Below are 16,883 nucleotides of genomic sequence, written 5' to 3' on the forward strand. Positions count from 1 at the left end.
CCGATCCATCCTTCCACAAGGCGACCGCTTCAGGTTTTTGCGCGCGGCCCACCTTCTCCCCTCGCGGGAGAAGGTGACCGAGCGAAGCTCGGTCGGATGAGGGGTGTTCCAGCTTGGCACCGGCGGCACTCCGTCCAGCACCCCCCAACCGTCTCGGCGCTGCGCGCCGATCCACCTTCTCCCACAAGGGGAGAAGGCAAGAGCCTACTGCAAACTCGAACCGAAATCCTCATTGTCGCGCGCCAGCGCCATTTCGGTGATGGCGATCAGCGTCTCGGCGCGTGTCTTCAGATCGGCCGCTTCGAGCAGCGCCTGTTTCTCGGCCGGCCCGTAGGGCGCCATCATCGACAGTGCGTTGACCAGCATGGCGTTTTCGGCGCGGCTGACGCTTTCCCAGTCGGCCTCCAGATCGTTGGCCTGCAGATAGGCGCGAAACGCTTTGAGCAGCGCCGGCCGGTCGATCTCGGCGTCTGCCTGCTCCTCGTCGAGATCGGCGAGAAAAGGTGTCAGCCGGCACTGGCGGAACGGTGTTTTGACCGTGAGCTCCTGGACAATGCGGAACCGGCACACGCCCTGCAGCGAAATCAGGTAACGGCCGTCGCCGCTCTCGGACAGCGCAATGATACGCCCGGCACAGCCGACATTGCAGAGCTCCGGCTCGCCGTCTGAACGCAGCGCACCGTCGAGGCTGGGCTGGATCATGCCGATCAGCCGCGGCCCGGCGATCGCTTCGTCGACCATCTGCAGATAGCGCGGCTCGAAGATGTTGAGCGGCATGCGGCCTCCAGGCAGCAGCAATGCGCCCTCGAGCGGAAAGATCGGCATGGTCGACGGTAAGTCCGCAGCGAGTCGGTAATGTGCGTTTCCCGCCTGCACCTCAATCCTCCGATCGCTTTGTCAGGAAGCGCACCAAATCCGTCTCCTCCCGGCCGGCACAAGGCGCAACACTGGAAACCCGAAATCGAACGCCGTCCGAAAACCTAATCTGGCGCAGCCGCGGCCCACCGCAAGCCCGCGCGACAAAACAGTCTGCGCCGGCTCAGGAAAACAGCAGCGAGGACAATTTGCGCCGTGCCGACAGCGTTGCTTCGTCGGTCATGCCCCATGCCTCGAAGAGCTGCAGCAACTGGGTTCTGGCGCCGTCGTCGTTCCACGAGCGGTCGGCCTTGATGATCGCCAGCAGATTGTCGGCCGCCGCCATGCGATCACCCTTGGCGTTCTGGATCATGGCAAGCTCGAACCGTGCCTGGTGATCCCCGGGATTTTCGGCCAGCCGCCGTTCCAGTTCCGCCGGATTGCCCAGTGCCGCGGCTTGCGCGGCGAGCGCCATCTTGGCCCGCAGCGCGGCGAGCTGGGGCGCATCCTTCTTTGCTTCCGGCGCCCGCGCCAGCACCGCCTCGGCACCTTCGGCATCGCCGGCCTCGAACAGCAGGTCGCCCAAGCCGGCGATCGCCTCGATCGTCTCCGGCGCCTGTTCCAGGATGGCATCGTAAATGTCGGCCGCTGTCTGCACGTCACCGGCGTCGCGCGCTTCGGCGGCCGCGGCCAGCGCCTCGGCCACTTGCGGCGCGCCACCGTTCTTGCCGCCAACCTTCTGGATGAATTGCGTGATCTGGCTCTCGGGAATGGCGCCCATGAAGCCGTCGACCGGCTGGCCGTCCTTGAAGGCAATGACCGCCGGTATCGACTGGATGCCAAGCTGGCCCGCGATCGATGGATGGTCGTCGATATTCATCTTGACCAGCTTGACCTTGCCGCCGGCGGCCTTCACCGCCTTCTCCAGCAGCGGCGTCAATTGCTTGCAGGGGCCGCACCACGGCGCCCAGAAATCGACCAGCACCGGCTGGCGACGCGATTCCTGGATGACGTCGGCGGCAAATCCAGCGGTCGTTGTGTCCTTGATGACGTCGGCCGGCGCCTCCGCAAGTGCGACCTTCTCACGCGCGGCATCGGTGCCGCCATATTGCACGGTGGTGGCATACTGGCCGCCATTGCTGCCAAACGGGCCGCCAAAGGGGTTGCTATCGCTCATCTCGTCGCCTTTCGGTCGCGCCGCCGGCCAAGGGACGGGCGCAACATCCTTCTTTAGAACCCGGTTTCAGTCACCCATGTGGCGATCATGCCGAGACTTTCAAGATAACAGCATCATGTCCGGTTGCCTCGACGAATTTGACCAGGTCCGCGGCAGCGATGGAAGTCGTCGCTTCGTTGGTCAGCGGGTGGGCATTGACCACCGCATGGCTCATCAGCTCCTCGTCCAAAACGACCTTGACCCTTCGCTCGGTGTCGTTGATCAGCCCGAACACCGTGACCGCGCCCGGGGCGACGCCGAGAAGCTCCATCAGCATCTCCGGCCGGCCGAAGGACACGCGGCCGGCAGCGCCGATCAGATGGTGGATCTGCTTGAGATCGACCACCGCCTCCTCGTCGACGCTGACCAGGAAGAAATTGTCCTTCTTGTCCTTGAGGAACAGGTTCTTGGTGTGGCCACCGGCAATCTCGCCGCGCAGCGCCTGCGAATCGGCGACCGTGAACAGCGGCGGATGGCGCCGGGTCGATACCTCGATCCCGAGTCCTGAGAGAAAGGCGAAAAGTTCGGCTTCGGTCTTCGGCATCGGTCTTTCTTCTGATGGCCCGCTTTCAACGGCTTGTTCGGCTAACGCCGTTTACGGCCAATGATGCCGCCGAGACAAGCCCGTCGCGCAAGGCGGGGGTGATTGCCTTGCGACGTCTCGCGGCAGGGCTTGTCCGCATTGCCGGCGAAGCAAAAAGCCTGCGAATTCCCTGTTGCAATCGCCGCGCTCTTCAGCCATATAAGCGCGGCTTGCGGCCCAAAAAGCCGCGCGAGCGGGTGTAGCTCAGGGGTAGAGCACAACCTTGCCAAGGTTGGGGTCGAGCGTTCGAATCGCTTCACCCGCTCCAGTTTCCTTGAAGGGAATCAAGCGATTAAGAGGCGCCTTTCGGGGCGCCTTTTGCTTACATGGCGTTGCAAACCGGCATTGTAGGCTCGTTGCAAGCGCGCAAAAAGCGGGAATAGCGGCGGCCTTTACCCTCCACGATCAAACTCCAGAAACGAGTGACGTATGGGTTGGGTACTTCACTTTCGAGCGTCTCAGCCAAGCTTCTAAACCATGATGTGCCTTGGCGGTGGCAAGCCGGAGCATTGACGCAGTAGAGGGCACGTTCGAACCGCCCGGCCAGCGCCATCAAGGTATCAACGAGGTGCGCGGCATCAACCGCGTCGTCTACGACGTGACGAGCAAACCGCCGGGCACCATCGAGTGGGAGTGAAGGGGAGTAACATTGGATGCCACGGGATATTGCGGCGTACTACGGCGAACGTTTGTCATCGATCGTCTTCGACAGATTCGAAACCCACCCACGATCAGTTCTCGGGGCCGAAAATGCGGCGACCTTCTTGATCAGGCGAGTCCGGTCTATCGACCTAGCAACATCGCCACGCGCGATGCCAGAAGCTTAACGACTAACCCCCGGGGATAGCCCCGGTGGCTCGGCACGTCGTCGGGAAGGACATCGCTGTCCGGCTTGAACTTCGCGCAAAGCCGTAATTGCAGTGGCGGGAGTTCTCCGTGAAACCGCGCTCTGTATGCCGAGACCCAGTGCGGGCCTCTATCGAAGTTCATGAACATCGCCGAATAGCAGCACGTGGCGACAACCCTATTCGTAACCGATGTCTCCTTAAGCTTGTAGCTCCTGAGCAATTCGGCCCCCTTGGAGCACTCGATGCGGTCCTTTCGATAGAGGATGTATGCGGTGCCGCCATCGGGATCGCGTATGGCGCCAGCACCCGGCAAAGATTCGATCTGATCAGCTCCCTTCTGGCAGTCGTCGCAGTAGCAGACGCTGCTCACGATCGGCCTGCCAAACGCTTTGAGTTCGACGCCGCCGCAAGAGCAAGTTGCGGTCATGATAGGTGCGTGCGTCATCTGCTGGTGATCATAATGCGATTGTCCTCGCTGTCCCGATGCCGCCCGGTTCTGCCGTCAAAACCGTCCACTCTGAGACTTCCGGCGGCAATTCTCGACAGCTGCGCCAAGCCTCCACGAGCTTTTCGTGGTGTATCCTGTTCCAATTCGTTCAGGAGGCTGATCTTGGAGATCATCGCCCATCAACCAGCTAAGACGGACGAATCCAGCGAAAGGATACGTCGCCGGCATTAGGATCTGCGCCGCGTGCTTGGATAGGCCCGAAGTGGATGGGAGCCGAAATTCGGGCGAGCACGGTCATGACAGAATTGCCGACGGAGCGGACGTATTTGCATTCAACTTTGCCCCGAACATGGTCCGGCATTTGGCAGTGGCTTCCTCGAGCCAGTTCTCCCGTCGCGCCTCGGAACTGCCGACAACCGGCCTGAACACATGTCGTTCGTGTTCCAGAACCCCGCAATATGGGAGGACGCATCGTCCCCAGATCAGCCCGAGCGGGTCGCCGAGGTCGTTCAACTCTCGCGCCGCATCGGTATCGGAAGTATTGAAAACAATGGCTTTCTTGATCGATAGCAGGCCTTCGGGCAACCCGTCCGCGGTTTTCAGGCGATAGGTGACACCAGGAACCAGAACGCGATCGAGCCAGCCCGCCAGAATTGCAGGCGGCTTCCCCCACCAGTTCGGGTGGACGACCAGGAGACCATCCGCATTCGCGACTTGCGTCCGGTGCTGGAGCAAGACGCGATCCTCGGCGCGTGAAAGCGCTTTTTCCAGTGTGTCGCCGACCGTGTAGGCCTCTTCCGCGGTTAGGCACGGATCGAAGCCTTCCACATAGAGATCATGATGTTCGATAATGTGCCCGTCGCCGACCAGCGCGTTGCGAACGCGTGCGGAAATTGCGTGGCAAAAGCTGTTGGCACGCGGGTGGGCTATGATGGAGAAGATGCGCATCGTTTACTCCTCGGCTTGAGAGGCGCAGGAATTGAGGGACGGGCAACCCGAACTGCCTCGCCTTGGTTGCCGTGCCGACATTGTCGATACCGCACGAAGAGAACGACAAGGTAAATGTTCATTTGTGGCCAATGACGGCAAGGGGCAAAGGCAGCGCTGCCATTGCCGCCGGGATCGGGCCGGTGCAGATCGACGCATCTGCCGGCGACGTATCCTTTCGCTCAGATCGTCCGTCTTAGCTGTTGATGGGCGCGGTCATCCTGAACGTCGCCCTCCTGAACGAATTGGAGCGTGACAATGAACAGCAAGCAGAGCCTGGCCAACAAGATCCACTACGAAACGCTCGCCGAGGCTTGGCGCAGCGGTCGAGAATCGCCGCAAGAAGCCTCCGAGTGGTCTGCCTTGACGGCAGAACCGGGCGGCGTCGATTACATCGAGACCGAACTCGGCGACAAGACCGCGCTGTGGGTTCAGCCAAAAACGGCGGCCAAAGATCGGGTCATGCTTTACCTGCACGGCGGTGGCTATGTCGGCGGATCGATCTGGACCCATCGCAAGATGGTCGGACACCTTGCCAAGGCGATTGGCTGTTACGCTTTGCTCGCCCCTTACGACTACCTTTTCCAGAGCAAATTCCCGCGCCAGATCGAGCAGGCCGTGACCGCGTTCGAGTGGCTGGCCGAGCAGGGTATCGCGCCGAAGCACACCATAGCTGCAGGCGATTCCGCCGGCGCGGGCCTGATCGTTGCGGCGGCGCTGAAACTTCGTGATGCCGGACGGCCGCTGCCGGCCGCCATCCTCAGCATCTCTGGCTGGCATGATCTGTCGGCGAGTGGGCACTCCTACGAAACCAACCGCGAGAAGGACGCCTTTTTCCAGAAGGCGGCCGTTGAGATGCTGGCATCGCAAGTCCTCGACGGGGTCGATGCTCGAGATCCATTCGCCAGCCCGATCTTTGCCGATCTCAAGGGCCTGCCGCCGATTTATCTGCAAGCGGGTGGAGACGAAACCCTGGTCGACGACAGCCGGGTGCTCGCCGACCGGGCGAAGGCCGCCGGCGTCGAAGTGCGCCTGGACGTATTTCCGGGAATGCTGCACTCGTTCCAGATGATGGCCGGCCGCGCTCCCGAAGCCGACGACGCGATCGAGCGGTTTGCACAATGGGTTCGCCCCAAGCTCGGTCTGACCGCAACCGCGGCAACACGCGCTAAAGGTCAGGAGGTCGCATGACTGGCAAATTGAAACGACGCTAAGATGTGGCAGGTGAAGGACATGCCCGAGCGACCGATCGGCCTATTCGACGCGCGTTATCGAGCCTTCCTCGAGACGGTGTCAGGCGTCCGCGCCCAACTGCATCGCTATTGCGCGCGCATGACCGGCTCACGGCTCGACGGTGAGGATCTCATGCAGGAGACGCTGTTCGAGGCCTATACGAAGATCGAGACCCTCGATGATGCCAGCAGGCTAAAACCCTGGTTGTTTCGCATCGCTCATAATCGCTGCATCGACTTTCTGAGGCGGCGGGTTGCGCGCGAGCACGCGGAGAGCACCTATTCGGACGACATAGGCGTCGTTGCTGCCGAGCCGGCAACGACCGATGCACATCGCGCCATCGAACGGCTGGTTGGCCACCTGCCGCCCAAGGAGCGCGCCTGTATCCTGCTAAAGGATGTGTTCGACTATTCGCTGGAAGAGACCGCAGCACTCGTGGGCTCGACGATTGGCGGCGTCAAATCTGCACTCTCCCGTGGACGGGCGAAGCTCGCCGGCTTGCCCGCTGAACCTGCCGGTGAACCGAGCCGTCCGCTGGATCCCGACACCGCGCGGCTTTTGCAGCGCTATGTCGACCTTTTCAACCGCCATGACTGGGATGGCGTGCGGGGCCTGACCAGCGCCGATGCCCGGTTGCGGGTCGCCGACTGCTACGACGGCTTGCTCAGAAGCTCTCCCTATTTCGTCGAGTACGAACGAAACCCGGAGACGTGGATCATGGAGGTCGGGGCGATCGACGGAGAGCCTGTCGTGCTCGTGCTTTTCCAGCGAGGCGACCAGTGGCAGGTCGCGTGGCCGGTTCGTGTCCATGTCGCCGGTCGCGTCATCGACCGCATCGAAGACTATTATGCCTGCCCGTGGGTCGTTGGAAGCGCCTCGGAGTCCGACTTGAAGCTCACGCCTGGGCCAGCCGTTCTGGGAAGAGCATAAGGCGACGATTTTTCGCTCTGGCTTGGCGGAGCTACAATGGTCAGTCCTCAACGAAAAATCGTGGCCTGCATCGGATCGAGCAGCACGGCGGGCAAGGGCCAGGCATTCGATTGGATCGCGGAACTCAGCCGGCGGCCGGGCAACGGGCAATTTGAGTTCCGGAATTTCGGCGTCGGCGGCGACCTGGCCTATAACGCGTTGCAGCGGCTGCCGGACGTGCTCGCCTGTCGTCCCGGCAAGGTCATCGTCTGGGTCGGCGGTAACGACGTTCTCGCGCTCGTGTCACGCAAAGTGCGGCAGTTCTTTACGTTATGGAAGCGCCTCCCTCGCACGCCTTCGCCCGATTGGTTCCACAAGAATCTGGCCGAGATAGCACACAGGCTGAAGCGCGAGACGGCGGCGGACATCGGCCTTTGCTCGCTCCCTCCGATAGGAGAAGCACCTGATTCGGACGATCCGTTCCAGAGCGAGCTCAACCGGCGAATCGAGGAATATTCTGCGATCGTGGCGGCCGTCGCGCACGAGGAACGCTGCTTCTATATCCCGCTCCATGAGGCGATCACGGAGGCGGTTCGCACCTCGCCTGGCCGGGCCTTTACGGCGTTCAACTTTCTTCCATTCTACCGCGATGCATTTCGCATACTGGTGCTGCGGCAGCGTCCGGACGATGTCGCCCGCAGAAATGGTTGGCTATTTCACACTGACGGCGTGCACTTGAACAGCCGCGCAGGGCGGATCGTGGCGGATCGCATACAGAAGTTCATTGAGGCCTGAACCTGCGGCAAGGCCGTATCCGATTTGTGCACCTATCTGAATTGTCTTATCGCGCAGGCTGGCAGCATTTTCTTAGGTTCGGCCCAACTGATCTCGCGTAGCGACGGTACTTCTCTCACTAACGCCAAACTGCGCTATGGGGTCGATGAGACGAGAAATCGACCGATTCATGCCGGTAGTCGCTGGAACCGACTAGATTTCGAACCATCGAAATTCCCCTGCAAATTTCTGACGGATCGAGGAGTCGGTCTTTTGGCGAAGGCCGAAAAGCTTTGTGCTTCTAAAACAGCACGTTACCATGGTTGAGAGAATCGAGTGGGAGTGAGAGGGCCGCTCGGAGCTGGCCAGTGCCAAGCCAGATCCGGTCAGGCAAAAAGCAAATTGTGGACTACGGCACCCATCAAGACAATGATTGCCACGAGGGAGACGGCAAAAGCAATCGTGCGCCAAGGCTGCATGGCCTTCAGATAGACGATCGAATGTACGATCCGGGCAACTACAAAAATTGCAAAAATGGGAATTGCAATTGCTGCCTTTCCTCCCGTGAAAACAAAGAGCAGGCCCAGCAGCAGAAATGGATAGATCGTGGCCTCGGCATTGCGGTGTGCGCGCAGGAGCCGCGCGACAGTTGGCGGGTCAATTTCTGACACAGGTACACCATAGCGAGCGCCATCCTCCGGATTGATTGCCAGGCCACCCTTGGCGCGGATCGCCCCGCTGGAAGCCCAGAGCATCACAAGATTGAGGCACAGAACAACGCAGGTGATGCCGTATGCCACGAAAACCGGATGTGCCGCGGTCCAGATTGATTGTTGCATCGTAACATTACTGGCCGCTGCTTGGAGCAGTTGACCACGCACTGGATGTCCGTTGCGCCACTGCGCTGACGTATGCGACGAGGTTGTCTAGTGTCTTGGCCGTTCCGGTGTCGATTCCCATTTTCAGATATTGCTCGAACCGCTCCGCCGAGCCGCATTCGATCCTCACCGTCAGAAGCGTCTTGCCGCCAGTTTCCTCGAGAATGACGCGCCCGATCGCCCCCATTGCTTCGAAGATAAGATGACGCGGCGGTGCGATCTCGCGATAGACGCCCGCGAACTGGTGGGGGCCAGGGGAATGCCCGTTGACGAACCTGAAGGCTCCTCCCGGACGCAGGTCGATCTCGCATTGTGCCAGCGGTTCGCCTGATGGGTCCCACCAGCATGCCACATGCTCGGGCCGCGTCCATGCCTCAAAGACCTGTTCACAGGGCGCAGCAAGCACGCGCGTCAGAATGATCGTGTGCGTGTCCCGGTCGAGGATGACATCGGTGTTCGCGATCCCTGCCAGCATGCTACTTCTCCTTCTTGCCCATTTTTGCGAGGTGGCGATCCAGATTGTTGAGCCTGTCTTCCCATTGCTTGCGAAACGGCTCTACCCAATCGGCAACATCCTTGAGAGCCGTTGTCACCAGCTTGCGCGGTCGCCGCTGCGCATCACGCCCGCGTTCGATGAAACCCGCATCCTCCAGCACCTTAAGATGCTTGGAGATCGTGGGTTGACTGAGTTCGAACGGTGCCAGCAGTTCCGACACCGTGGCTTCGCCCGTCGCAAGGCGGGCCAGGATCGCTCGTCGCGTGGGATCGGCGAGGGCCGAGAAGGCCCTGTTCAGCCGGTCAGGGGTGGGTTCGTAAATTGCCATGAAGCTATATAGCTGTATAGCGATTAATGAGTCAAGGCTTCAAATACGAGGCGGTCGGGTGGACCCGGAAATGGGATGCTCCGCTTGGCCGAAATCCACCGTGATGGTGTTTCGCGGCTGAGCCGGTGAGCGCCGTATTGCGCGAGATTCCGAAAAATCGACCGATTGATGTCGATAGTTGCCGGAAACCCGGTTGGTTCGAAAATCGCGGAAATTTCCTTTTGAAATCAAGAGCTAAACTTCATCGCGGCGCCCCATGTCGCGCGCAGCGAATTGGTGCCGGTGCTTTCCAACCATGCGGTCGAGCGGCACAATATCACGGCGGTCTGGCCGGAAAGCCGGCGCGCCAATCCCGCTGTGCGCGCCTTCCTCGACCTGTTGCAGGGTGTGTCGAGAAACAGGTGAAGGTCACGGCCAGCATTCGGCCTGAAGACACCGGGCAGGTGAAACTCAGGGGACGCTCAGCCGCTGGCGTCGACCGTCCGCTGGTCGGCGCCATTGGCGCCATAACCGTCTCGGCAGCTACGCGACGAAGCGGACCACGCCGCCATCCACCCGCAAAGCCGCGCCGGTTGTCGCCGAAGCCTGCTCCGAGCATGCGTAGATGATCATGTTGGCCACCTCATCGGTGGTCGCGAAGCGTTGGATGAGGGTGGTCGGACGCATCGCCTTCAAGAAGCCCTGTTCGGCCTCCTGCTGCGTGATTCCGTTTGCGTCAGCCTGCTTCGCCATGAAGTCGCCCAGGATCTCAGAGCGGGTAGGTCCCGGCAGGACGGCGTTGATTGTGACACCCGTGCCCGCGACCGCCTCGGCGAGACCGCGCGAGACCGCGAGTTGAGCGGTCTTGGTCATGCCGTAGTCGAGCATTTCCTTGGGGATGTTGACTGCGGACTCGCTACTCACAAACACGACGCGGCCCCAGCCTTTCGCCACCATCCGCGGCAGGTAATGACGGGTCACGCGCACGCCACTCATTACGTTCAACTGGAAGAGGCCAAGCCAGTCCTCGTCGGGGATCTTCGCGATGTCCTCGACGCCACCGTAGCTCCGGATGTGAGCCGTACCAACATTGTTCACAAGGATATCGGCGTCCGGCGCCTGCGCGATCAAGGCCTCGGCACCCTCCGCTGTCGCAAGATCGGCGGCGATGCCCGAGATGTCGCTTCCGGGAAAGGCCTGCCGCATCTGCCGCACCGCCTCGTCGACCCGGGTATTCCCACGGCCGTTGACGACGACCGATGCGCCGGCACGGGCCAACCCCTCCGCCGTCGCGCGGCCGATACCGGCGGTGGATCCGGTGACAATCGCCTTGCGGCCGCTGAGTTCAATATTCATATCATTTATCTCCAATGGTAGGTGGGTGATCATCTGCCGATCCAGGCTGGAAGCGCCCGTCGTCTGTTGAGTACCGACAATATTCGGACGAAGGCGCATCAACTTGCCTTGCTTACCACTTCCGCCTCCGCAGCGCGGGCGAGGCTTTCGACCCATTCCTGGTGATAGCGGTAGAGTGCACCGGGATGCTTGCGCCCGAGTTCCTCAAGGAACCAAGGGCCCTGCTGCGTTTCTTCGGTCAGCACATGGCAGCCATCGACCGTAGGAGTGATGACCCAGCCGTGGTACGCGCTCGAGCCGGTCTCGTCGCCATCGACGGTCGTCGCCCACGCGAGCCTGCGGAAGGGTTCACACTCCGTCACGACCAGACTCATCGGAAAGCCAACCGTCACCCGGCTGTATCTGGTTTCAAGCGCCAGTTCCGGCTTGCCGGTCAGGATCTTGACCTGATCTTCGGCGGGAAAGTAGCTCGACCAATTCTCGGCATCGACGAGCAGCTTCCAGACCACTTCAGGCGGCGCCTTCACGTCAATGTCGTTGAGTGCGTAGATGGCCGACGTTTTCGGATCATATCGCCCGGGCCAAATCACATGGTCATACATCGATTACTGCTCCTTCTTGAACAGGTCCTGGAAGATGAGCTGGCCCCAAGTGCGGCCGCGTGCGTGCACCAGCGCGCCACCCTCGTTGAGCTTTCCCAGCTTGACGGGTGCGAACCCGAGTTGTTTGGCCAAGGCCGCCACGGGAGCGATCGCGTCCTCGTCGTCGCTCGACAGAAAGACGACCCGGTGCCCGCCCTCGACGATCGGATCGGCAGCCAGGGTGGCCGCAATCAGGTGATTGAACCCTTTCACGAGCTTGGCGCCGGTGAACGCCTTCGCGACGAAGGCGGAGGACGGGAGACCGTCCAGCTCTTCAGGGACTGGAAACGCGTTCATCGCGTCGATGACCGTCTTGCCTTTCCAGCTCGGCAGGACCTTCGCAACCTCGCGATGCTCCCCGAACGGGACCGCCAAGATGATTGTGTCGGCCTCGAGTGCATCCCGCAGCGACTTGGCGACGACCGTGGGTCCAATCGCCCGAGCCTGCGGCGCCAACGCCTCGGGCGGCCGGCGGCTCGCGACGGTCACGTCGACGTTTTTACGGGCGAAGGCCCGGGCGAGGGCCTGGCCTATCTTACCGAATCCTACAATCGCGTAGCTCATAACACTTCTCCGATCCGTGTTGATATTGATTGCCCGGCCCTCAACGGCGCTGGGTTATCCGTTCTGCTGTGCGGCGTCCTTTGCGTAGACGTCCCGTCGTGAACGACTTCGGCGCGGCCGGACGGTCAGCCGCTTCCGGCGATCCGGCGTGAATTCAGATGGCCGAGAAGCCGCCGTCGACAGACAACTCCACCCCATTCACGAAGCTCGAATCGTCTGAAGCAAGAAACAGCGCGGCCGCCGCAATTTCCTCAGGGCGACCCATCTTTCCCCGCGGGATCAGGGATTCGAACATCTGCTTCGCCTCCTCGGTGAGGACTTGGTCCTGCATCGGTGTGGCGATCGGCCCCGGGTGCAGCACGTTCACCCGGATATTCCGGCCCTTGAGTTCGTTGAGCCAGCCGCGTGCGAATGCGTGCAACGTCGCCTTGCTCGCCGCATACACGCTGTAACCCGGAAAACCTTTGATCGAAGCAACTGACCCGGTCATGAAGATCGATCCGCCATCGTTGAACAGCGGCAACGCCTTCTGGACCGTAAACAGCGTGCCGCGCGCATTCAGGTTGAAGGCCACATCGAAGTGCTGCTCGGTAATCTCGCCCAGTGGGGCGGCCTCGCCTGTGCCGGCGCTCGCGTACAGGATGTCGATCCTGCCCTTTTCCCGCTTGACTGTATCGAACAGGCGGTCGAGGTCGTCTAGATTGGCCGCGTCGCCACGCACGCCGGTCACGTTCCGGCCGATCAGCTTGACGGCCTCGTCCAGCACTTCCTGTCTCCGGCCCGTGATGAAAACATAGGCGCCTTCTTCAACGAACCGCCTGGCGCTCGCCAGCGCCATGCCGCTCGATCCACCCGTGATAACTGCAATCTTACCCTCAAGCTTTCCCATGACTTCTCCTTTAGTGTTGTCGGGACGGTATCTGCGTCCGAGAACCTCGAAATGGGTCCGCCGGCGTCAGTTGTTGAGTGCGGAAGCGCGCACATCGGTGGTGCAAAATCGCTCCGGCTGGACGCCAGCCGCGACGATCGGTGTCCGCCGTTCTGGGACGCCGCGCCGTCGACATAGGCGACGATGACCGCCCGTACTGCCGTTCGATGTGTTAGATACCGGCTTTGGAAGGCGCACCGCGCGGTGCGGGATTGCACCATGATCGACTGGGATGACGTTCGCTACTTTCTTGCCGTCGCGCGCGGAGGCTCCGTGCGGGCCGCCGCCGAGCGCCTCGGGGTGAATCACTCGACCGCGCTGCGACGCATCGCCCAGCTCGAGGAACGCCTCGGGGCGCAGATGTTCGAAAAGCTGCCTTCGGGCTACCGCCTGACGGCTGCGGGCGAGGAGGTCCTCGAACTCGCGAACCAGATGGAAGCGTCGTCGCACCAGCTGGAGACGCGCGTCTTCGGGCGCGACCAGGGCGTGCGCGGGCTTCTGCGGGTGACGCTGGCTCCGACCCTGGCGACACACCTGCTCATGCCGGACTTCGCCGATTTCGCGCGTCTGCATCCCGACATCGAGATGGACATCTTGTCGTCCGGCGAGCTGGCAAATCTGACCAACCGAGAGGCCGACGTCGCGATCCGCGTCGTCTACGACCGAAAAACCCTGCCGCTCAATCTTCACGGCCTGAAGGGACCGGAGCTGTTCGGCGGCGTCTACATGTCCTGCGATCGACTTGCCGCGTGGCGTGCGGGCGCGCCTGATCCCATCCGGTGGATCGTCATAAGCATTCATGGGATTCCGGAATGGGCCAGCGAGGGTGAGGTTCGCACCACGGGGGTTCCATTCAGGACCACGGACGCCGAGGCGCAGATCGTTGCTGTACGGCAAGGGCTCGGGATCACGACACTGCCGTGCTTTGTCGGAGATGCCGACCCCCTACTGGTGAGGGTGCCGGGCACCGACCTGCACATGTACGGAACGCTCTGGCTTCTCACACAGGGGGAGACACGCAAGACGAAGCGCGTGCGGCTCTTCACGGAGTTCGTATCCCGCAGGCTCGCCGCGTACGCTCCGCTTCTCGCGGGGCCGTGGCCCATCAGGGTCGGTGAGGCTCGTGACGATATTTTTTCGTCTTAACGGTCGAAGACAGAAGAGTATCCCTCCCATGGGCGATGCGCGGAAAGCCGGGTTGTGACCGGCAGGTGTCGCAGCTTTCCTACTCCGTTGTGCTCGCTTTTTTTCTGCGCCGAATAGTGTGCGACTGCGCGACGGCCATTTTCAATTCGGGCGTGATCTCCAACGGTGCATTCTCTGCCCCATGTGGGTTCTGTAGCCCCTGAACCTGGACGGTCGGAAATGGCAGTTCGATGCCCTGCTCCTTGAAGACCTGGCGGAGGCGTACATAGAATTTGCGTTTCATACCGAAGGCGCCTCCCGGCTTGGTTGTGGCCTTGACCCTCAATACGATGCCGTATTCGCCGAACTCCTGTACGCCTTGCATCTTGATCGGGTCGAGCACCCAGTGTTTGAACTCGGGATCTTCCGCCAGTTCGAGCCCGATCCGCTTGATCAGCTTGCGAGCGAAGTCGATATCGGTGTCATAACCAACGGTGATGTTGAATTTATCGATAACCCAGTCACGGCTCTGGTTCTGGACTGCCCCGAGTTCACCGAAAGGTATCGTGAACAGCGGACCACGATGGTGGCGCAGCTTCACCGAGCGCAGCGAAAAGCTTTCAACAGTACCCTTGTAATTGCCCGATGAAATGTATTCGCCAACACGGAACGCATCATCGAGCAGAAAAAACACGCCTGAAATGACGTCCTTGACAATGGTTTGTGCCCCAAAGCCCACGGCGACGCCGACGACGCCAGCGCCGGCGATCAATGGGCCGATCTGGATACCCAGCGAGGCGAGCATCATAAGCACCGCCATCACGATGATCGATGCGAGTAGAATATTCTGAAGGATCGGCAAGAGCGTGTGCAGCCGCGCCTGCTGCGGATCGAGGATCGGGACGTCCTCGTCGCTGATCACAGGGTGCGGCGTTTCGATGCCCAGCTTTCGTTCGATCAAAGCTTTGATGATCGACCAGCCGAAATCGGCTGCGAGGGCAATGACCACGACATTGATCAAGCCGCGCAATATGAACGTCGTCGTCGTATCGCTGTCCCGCATGGATTGCATGTCCAGACCCCAGATACGTGCGAGAAGGTAAGCCGCCGCCAGCATGAAAATCATTCGGATTCCGCGATCGATGACAGCGATCGTCACCGCCGGGATCGTGGGCCGGCCGACATCTTCCGAACCTGGCCGCAGAACGAAATTAACCCCGCGCTGCGTCATCACGATTGCCAAAGGCAGGAAGAATGCGGCGAAGGTGAACCAGAAGTATGTATAAAGGCCGGCGATACGCTGCAGGAACAGGACGACAAAATAAGCAGTCAATAGCCATGACGCTTCCGTGTGACCGATGTGGCGCGCACCGTCTCGCTGCGTTCTTGGCCGACGCCAAATCGCGAGCAGCAGGAGCACCAACAGCACGAAGTCGGCGCCCAGTGACAGGACCATCATTCCGTCCTGATCGATGCCGAGACCTGGCAAGAGGATAAACGCGGCGCCGAAGAAGGCGAAGACGCCGACGATCCGGGGTAGCCAATAGGACCAATGGTCAGCCGCTTCGTTGGTGATCGGCAGAGCACGAACCTCGACGGCGTTCTCGACGTTCATGAAGGAAGGGACGAGCGTGGCCATGACGTACATGCGCACACCCCATGTAACGACTGCCGCCATCAGAAATGTCAGCACAATCTCGCGGATAAGCATTGGCCAGTCGAACAACATGAACGCGCCGGCGCTGCCCAGTGCGAAAGAGACGATCAGCATGCTGGAATAAAGCATGCGACCACCAATCTTCTTGGCTCGCCCAACGGGCGTATCCTTCGGTTGCGCGATAATCCAAAGACGAAATGGACGGGTGAACTTGTACGTTGCCCAAGTGAGCGCCAGGCCGGCGGCGATGAACATCGCAATCAGCACAAATACGGCGGCAGACCCCTTGCTGGACATATCCTCCATCGTCTCTGCCCGAACGCGCGCGAACTGGCCTGGCAGCAAGGGCAAAGTTCGCATGATTCTTTCGATATGATGCCTGATCCCATCGAGCGTCGAGGATGCCATCGTATTCATCTGGCCGGGTGCGGCCACGGCGCCGGACGATGCGTTGGTCGGCGAAGCTCCTTCCTTGGCGGGCGCTCCCGTTGACCCGGCATCCTGATTTCGCTGTTCGGCCACCCAGGCCTTCACTGACGGATCGTCGAGAAGCTCGAACAGCTGTTTGACCCTTTCAGGCGGGACGGTCGCTGGCGCCTGCGCCTGAGCAGCCAACAAAAGGGCGATCCCAAAGACGAGCGGTCTGGCAATCAGGGCAAACATCGCGGTCAGGTCTCCGAGACGCCGTGCCGGGCGCGCCAGGGCCCTGGCTCCCAATCGTCGAGTGATGCGTAGCATCGTGCTGTTAACCTTCCGGTCAGATCGGCGAGCAACGACATCGATGTCCGTTGTTGCCCTACCTTGAAGAAACCGATGTTGCGGTGCAAGACGTCATCGTTCCGACCCAGAGCGTTACGCCGGCTACTTCGCGGTGTCTACTTAGCCGCCGGGGGAGGGCATTCCGGCCTAGGCCCAGCCTCCAGCCGTTATATGAACTGGGCATCGGGGGGGGGGGCGGGGGGGCGGCGGGGGCGGGGGGGGGGGCGGGGGGGGGGGGGGGGGGGGGGGCGGCGGGCGGGGGGGGGCGGGGGGGGAGACGGGGAGCTCGGCGGGGCGGGCCGCGGGTGGCGGGGGGGAC

17 protein-coding genes, 1 tRNA gene and 2 pseudogenes are annotated in these 16,883 nt (G+C 61.4%); 7 read left to right on the forward strand and 13 right to left on the reverse strand.

Translation table 11 applies throughout. The features are described from left to right. Window positions 1-204 precede the first annotated feature (204 nt). The 3 genes from NKJ46_RS27365 to NKJ46_RS27375 all read right to left on the reverse strand — a co-directional run bounded on the left by NKJ46_RS27365 (window position 205) and on the right by NKJ46_RS27375 (window position 2,615). Window positions 205-876 (reverse strand): LON peptidase substrate-binding domain-containing protein, encoded by a 672-nt coding sequence (locus NKJ46_RS27365; RefSeq protein ID WP_352669079.1) that lies wholly within the window; start codon window positions 874-876, stop codon window positions 205-207. Between the two features lie 163 nt (window positions 877-1,039). Further along, a complete protein-coding gene (gene trxA / locus NKJ46_RS27370) occupies window positions 1,040-2,032 on the reverse strand; it encodes a thioredoxin (protein ID WP_352669081.1) in 993 nt (330 codons plus the stop codon). Between the two features lie 85 nt (window positions 2,033-2,117). Beyond that, a complete protein-coding gene (locus tag NKJ46_RS27375; protein WP_352669083.1) occupies window positions 2,118-2,615 on the reverse strand; it encodes a prolyl-tRNA synthetase associated domain-containing protein in 498 nt (165 codons plus the stop codon). A gap of 232 nt (window positions 2,616-2,847) precedes the next feature. On the opposite strand from NKJ46_RS27375, the gene NKJ46_RS27380 reads away from it, so the two are divergent. Both NKJ46_RS27380 and NKJ46_RS34860 read left to right on the forward strand, forming a co-directional pair. Beyond that, window positions 2,848-2,922: transfer RNA gene (locus NKJ46_RS27380), tRNA-Gly, on the forward strand. 213 nt (window positions 2,923-3,135) lie between these two features. After that, window positions 3,136-3,291: pseudogene (locus tag NKJ46_RS34860) on the forward strand (GMP synthase (glutamine-hydrolyzing)); the annotation flags it as partial. A 146-nt stretch (window positions 3,292-3,437) separates the two neighbouring features. On the opposite strand, the gene NKJ46_RS34865 reads toward NKJ46_RS34860, so the two are convergent. Together NKJ46_RS34865 and NKJ46_RS27390 are read right to left on the reverse strand one after the other, a co-directional pair. Continuing rightward, complete coding sequence (locus NKJ46_RS34865) at window positions 3,438-3,947, reverse strand: GFA family protein (RefSeq protein ID WP_502903460.1); 510 nt, start codon at window positions 3,945-3,947, stop codon at window positions 3,438-3,440. Between the two features lie 297 nt (window positions 3,948-4,244). Then, complete coding sequence (locus NKJ46_RS27390) at window positions 4,245-4,898, reverse strand: NAD(P)H-dependent oxidoreductase (protein ID WP_352669086.1); 654 nt, start codon at window positions 4,896-4,898, stop codon at window positions 4,245-4,247. Between the two features lie 297 nt (window positions 4,899-5,195). Here NKJ46_RS27390 and NKJ46_RS27395 point away from each other — a divergent pair, with 297 nt between their 5' ends. Genes NKJ46_RS27395 through NKJ46_RS27405 form a run of 3 tightly spaced genes read left to right on the forward strand, consistent with a single transcriptional unit; the run spans window position 5,196 to window position 7,874 of the window. Further along, window positions 5,196-6,128, forward strand: a complete 933-nt coding sequence (locus NKJ46_RS27395; RefSeq protein WP_352669088.1) for an alpha/beta hydrolase — start codon at window positions 5,196-5,198, stop codon at window positions 6,126-6,128. A gap of 42 nt (window positions 6,129-6,170) precedes the next feature. Continuing rightward, window positions 6,171-7,100, forward strand: coding sequence for an RNA polymerase sigma factor (locus NKJ46_RS27400; protein WP_352669090.1), 930 nt, complete (start codon window positions 6,171-6,173; stop codon window positions 7,098-7,100). 36 nt (window positions 7,101-7,136) lie between these two features. Beyond that, a complete protein-coding gene (locus NKJ46_RS27405) occupies window positions 7,137-7,874 on the forward strand; it encodes an SGNH/GDSL hydrolase family protein (protein ID WP_352669092.1) in 738 nt (245 codons plus the stop codon). 365 nt (window positions 7,875-8,239) lie between these two features. Here NKJ46_RS27405 and NKJ46_RS27410 read toward each other — a convergent pair whose 3' ends face one another. The 3 genes from NKJ46_RS27410 to NKJ46_RS27420 are packed head-to-tail and all read right to left on the reverse strand — an operon-like array spanning window position 8,240 to window position 9,555. Then, window positions 8,240-8,692, reverse strand: a complete 453-nt coding sequence (locus NKJ46_RS27410; protein ID WP_352669094.1) for an MAPEG family protein — start codon at window positions 8,690-8,692, stop codon at window positions 8,240-8,242. A gap of 7 nt (window positions 8,693-8,699) precedes the next feature. Beyond that, entirely contained in the window at window positions 8,700-9,206 is a 507-nt protein-coding gene (locus NKJ46_RS27415) for an SRPBCC family protein (RefSeq protein ID WP_352669097.1), read from the reverse strand. A 1-nt stretch (window position 9,207) separates the two neighbouring features. Beyond that, a complete protein-coding gene (locus tag NKJ46_RS27420; RefSeq protein ID WP_352669099.1) occupies window positions 9,208-9,555 on the reverse strand; it encodes an ArsR/SmtB family transcription factor in 348 nt (115 codons plus the stop codon). A gap of 240 nt (window positions 9,556-9,795) precedes the next feature. On the opposite strand from NKJ46_RS27420, the pseudogene NKJ46_RS27425 reads away from it, so the two are divergent. Beyond that, window positions 9,796-9,960 (forward strand): annotated as a pseudogene (locus NKJ46_RS27425) (LysR substrate-binding domain-containing protein); the annotation flags it as partial. Window positions 9,961-10,077: 117 nt separating this feature from the next. On the opposite strand, the gene NKJ46_RS27430 reads toward NKJ46_RS27425, so the two are convergent. From NKJ46_RS27430 to NKJ46_RS27445, 4 genes are all read right to left on the reverse strand, one after another. Continuing rightward, window positions 10,078-10,890: an SDR family NAD(P)-dependent oxidoreductase gene (locus NKJ46_RS27430; protein ID WP_352669103.1), complete on the reverse strand. Its 813-nt coding sequence runs from the start codon at window positions 10,888-10,890 to the stop codon at window positions 10,078-10,080. Window positions 10,891-10,988: 98 nt separating this feature from the next. After that, window positions 10,989-11,492: an SRPBCC domain-containing protein gene (locus NKJ46_RS27435; protein ID WP_352669106.1), complete on the reverse strand. Its 504-nt coding sequence runs from the start codon at window positions 11,490-11,492 to the stop codon at window positions 10,989-10,991. A gap of 3 nt (window positions 11,493-11,495) precedes the next feature. Continuing rightward, on the reverse strand, window positions 11,496-12,095 hold the full coding sequence (locus NKJ46_RS27440) for an NADPH-dependent F420 reductase (protein ID WP_352669108.1): 600 nt from the start codon (window positions 12,093-12,095) through the stop codon (window positions 11,496-11,498). Window positions 12,096-12,249: 154 nt separating this feature from the next. Beyond that, the gene (locus NKJ46_RS27445; RefSeq protein ID WP_352669110.1) at window positions 12,250-12,984 is read right to left on the reverse strand and encodes an SDR family NAD(P)-dependent oxidoreductase; all 735 of its coding nucleotides are present in this window, start codon (window positions 12,982-12,984) and stop codon (window positions 12,250-12,252) included. A gap of 258 nt (window positions 12,985-13,242) precedes the next feature. Here NKJ46_RS27445 and NKJ46_RS27450 point away from each other — a divergent pair, with 258 nt between their 5' ends. Continuing rightward, on the forward strand, window positions 13,243-14,169 hold the full coding sequence (locus tag NKJ46_RS27450; RefSeq protein WP_352669112.1) for a LysR family transcriptional regulator: 927 nt from the start codon (window positions 13,243-13,245) through the stop codon (window positions 14,167-14,169). A gap of 79 nt (window positions 14,170-14,248) precedes the next feature. Here NKJ46_RS27450 and NKJ46_RS27455 read toward each other — a convergent pair whose 3' ends face one another. After that, window positions 14,249-16,468: a mechanosensitive ion channel family protein gene (locus tag NKJ46_RS27455; RefSeq protein ID WP_352669114.1), complete on the reverse strand. Its 2,220-nt coding sequence runs from the start codon at window positions 16,466-16,468 to the stop codon at window positions 14,249-14,251. Window positions 16,469-16,883 lie beyond the last annotated feature (415 nt).

The organism is Mesorhizobium sp. M0166 (assembly GCF_040322255.1).
Taxonomy (GTDB): domain Bacteria; phylum Pseudomonadota; class Alphaproteobacteria; order Rhizobiales; family Rhizobiaceae; genus Mesorhizobium.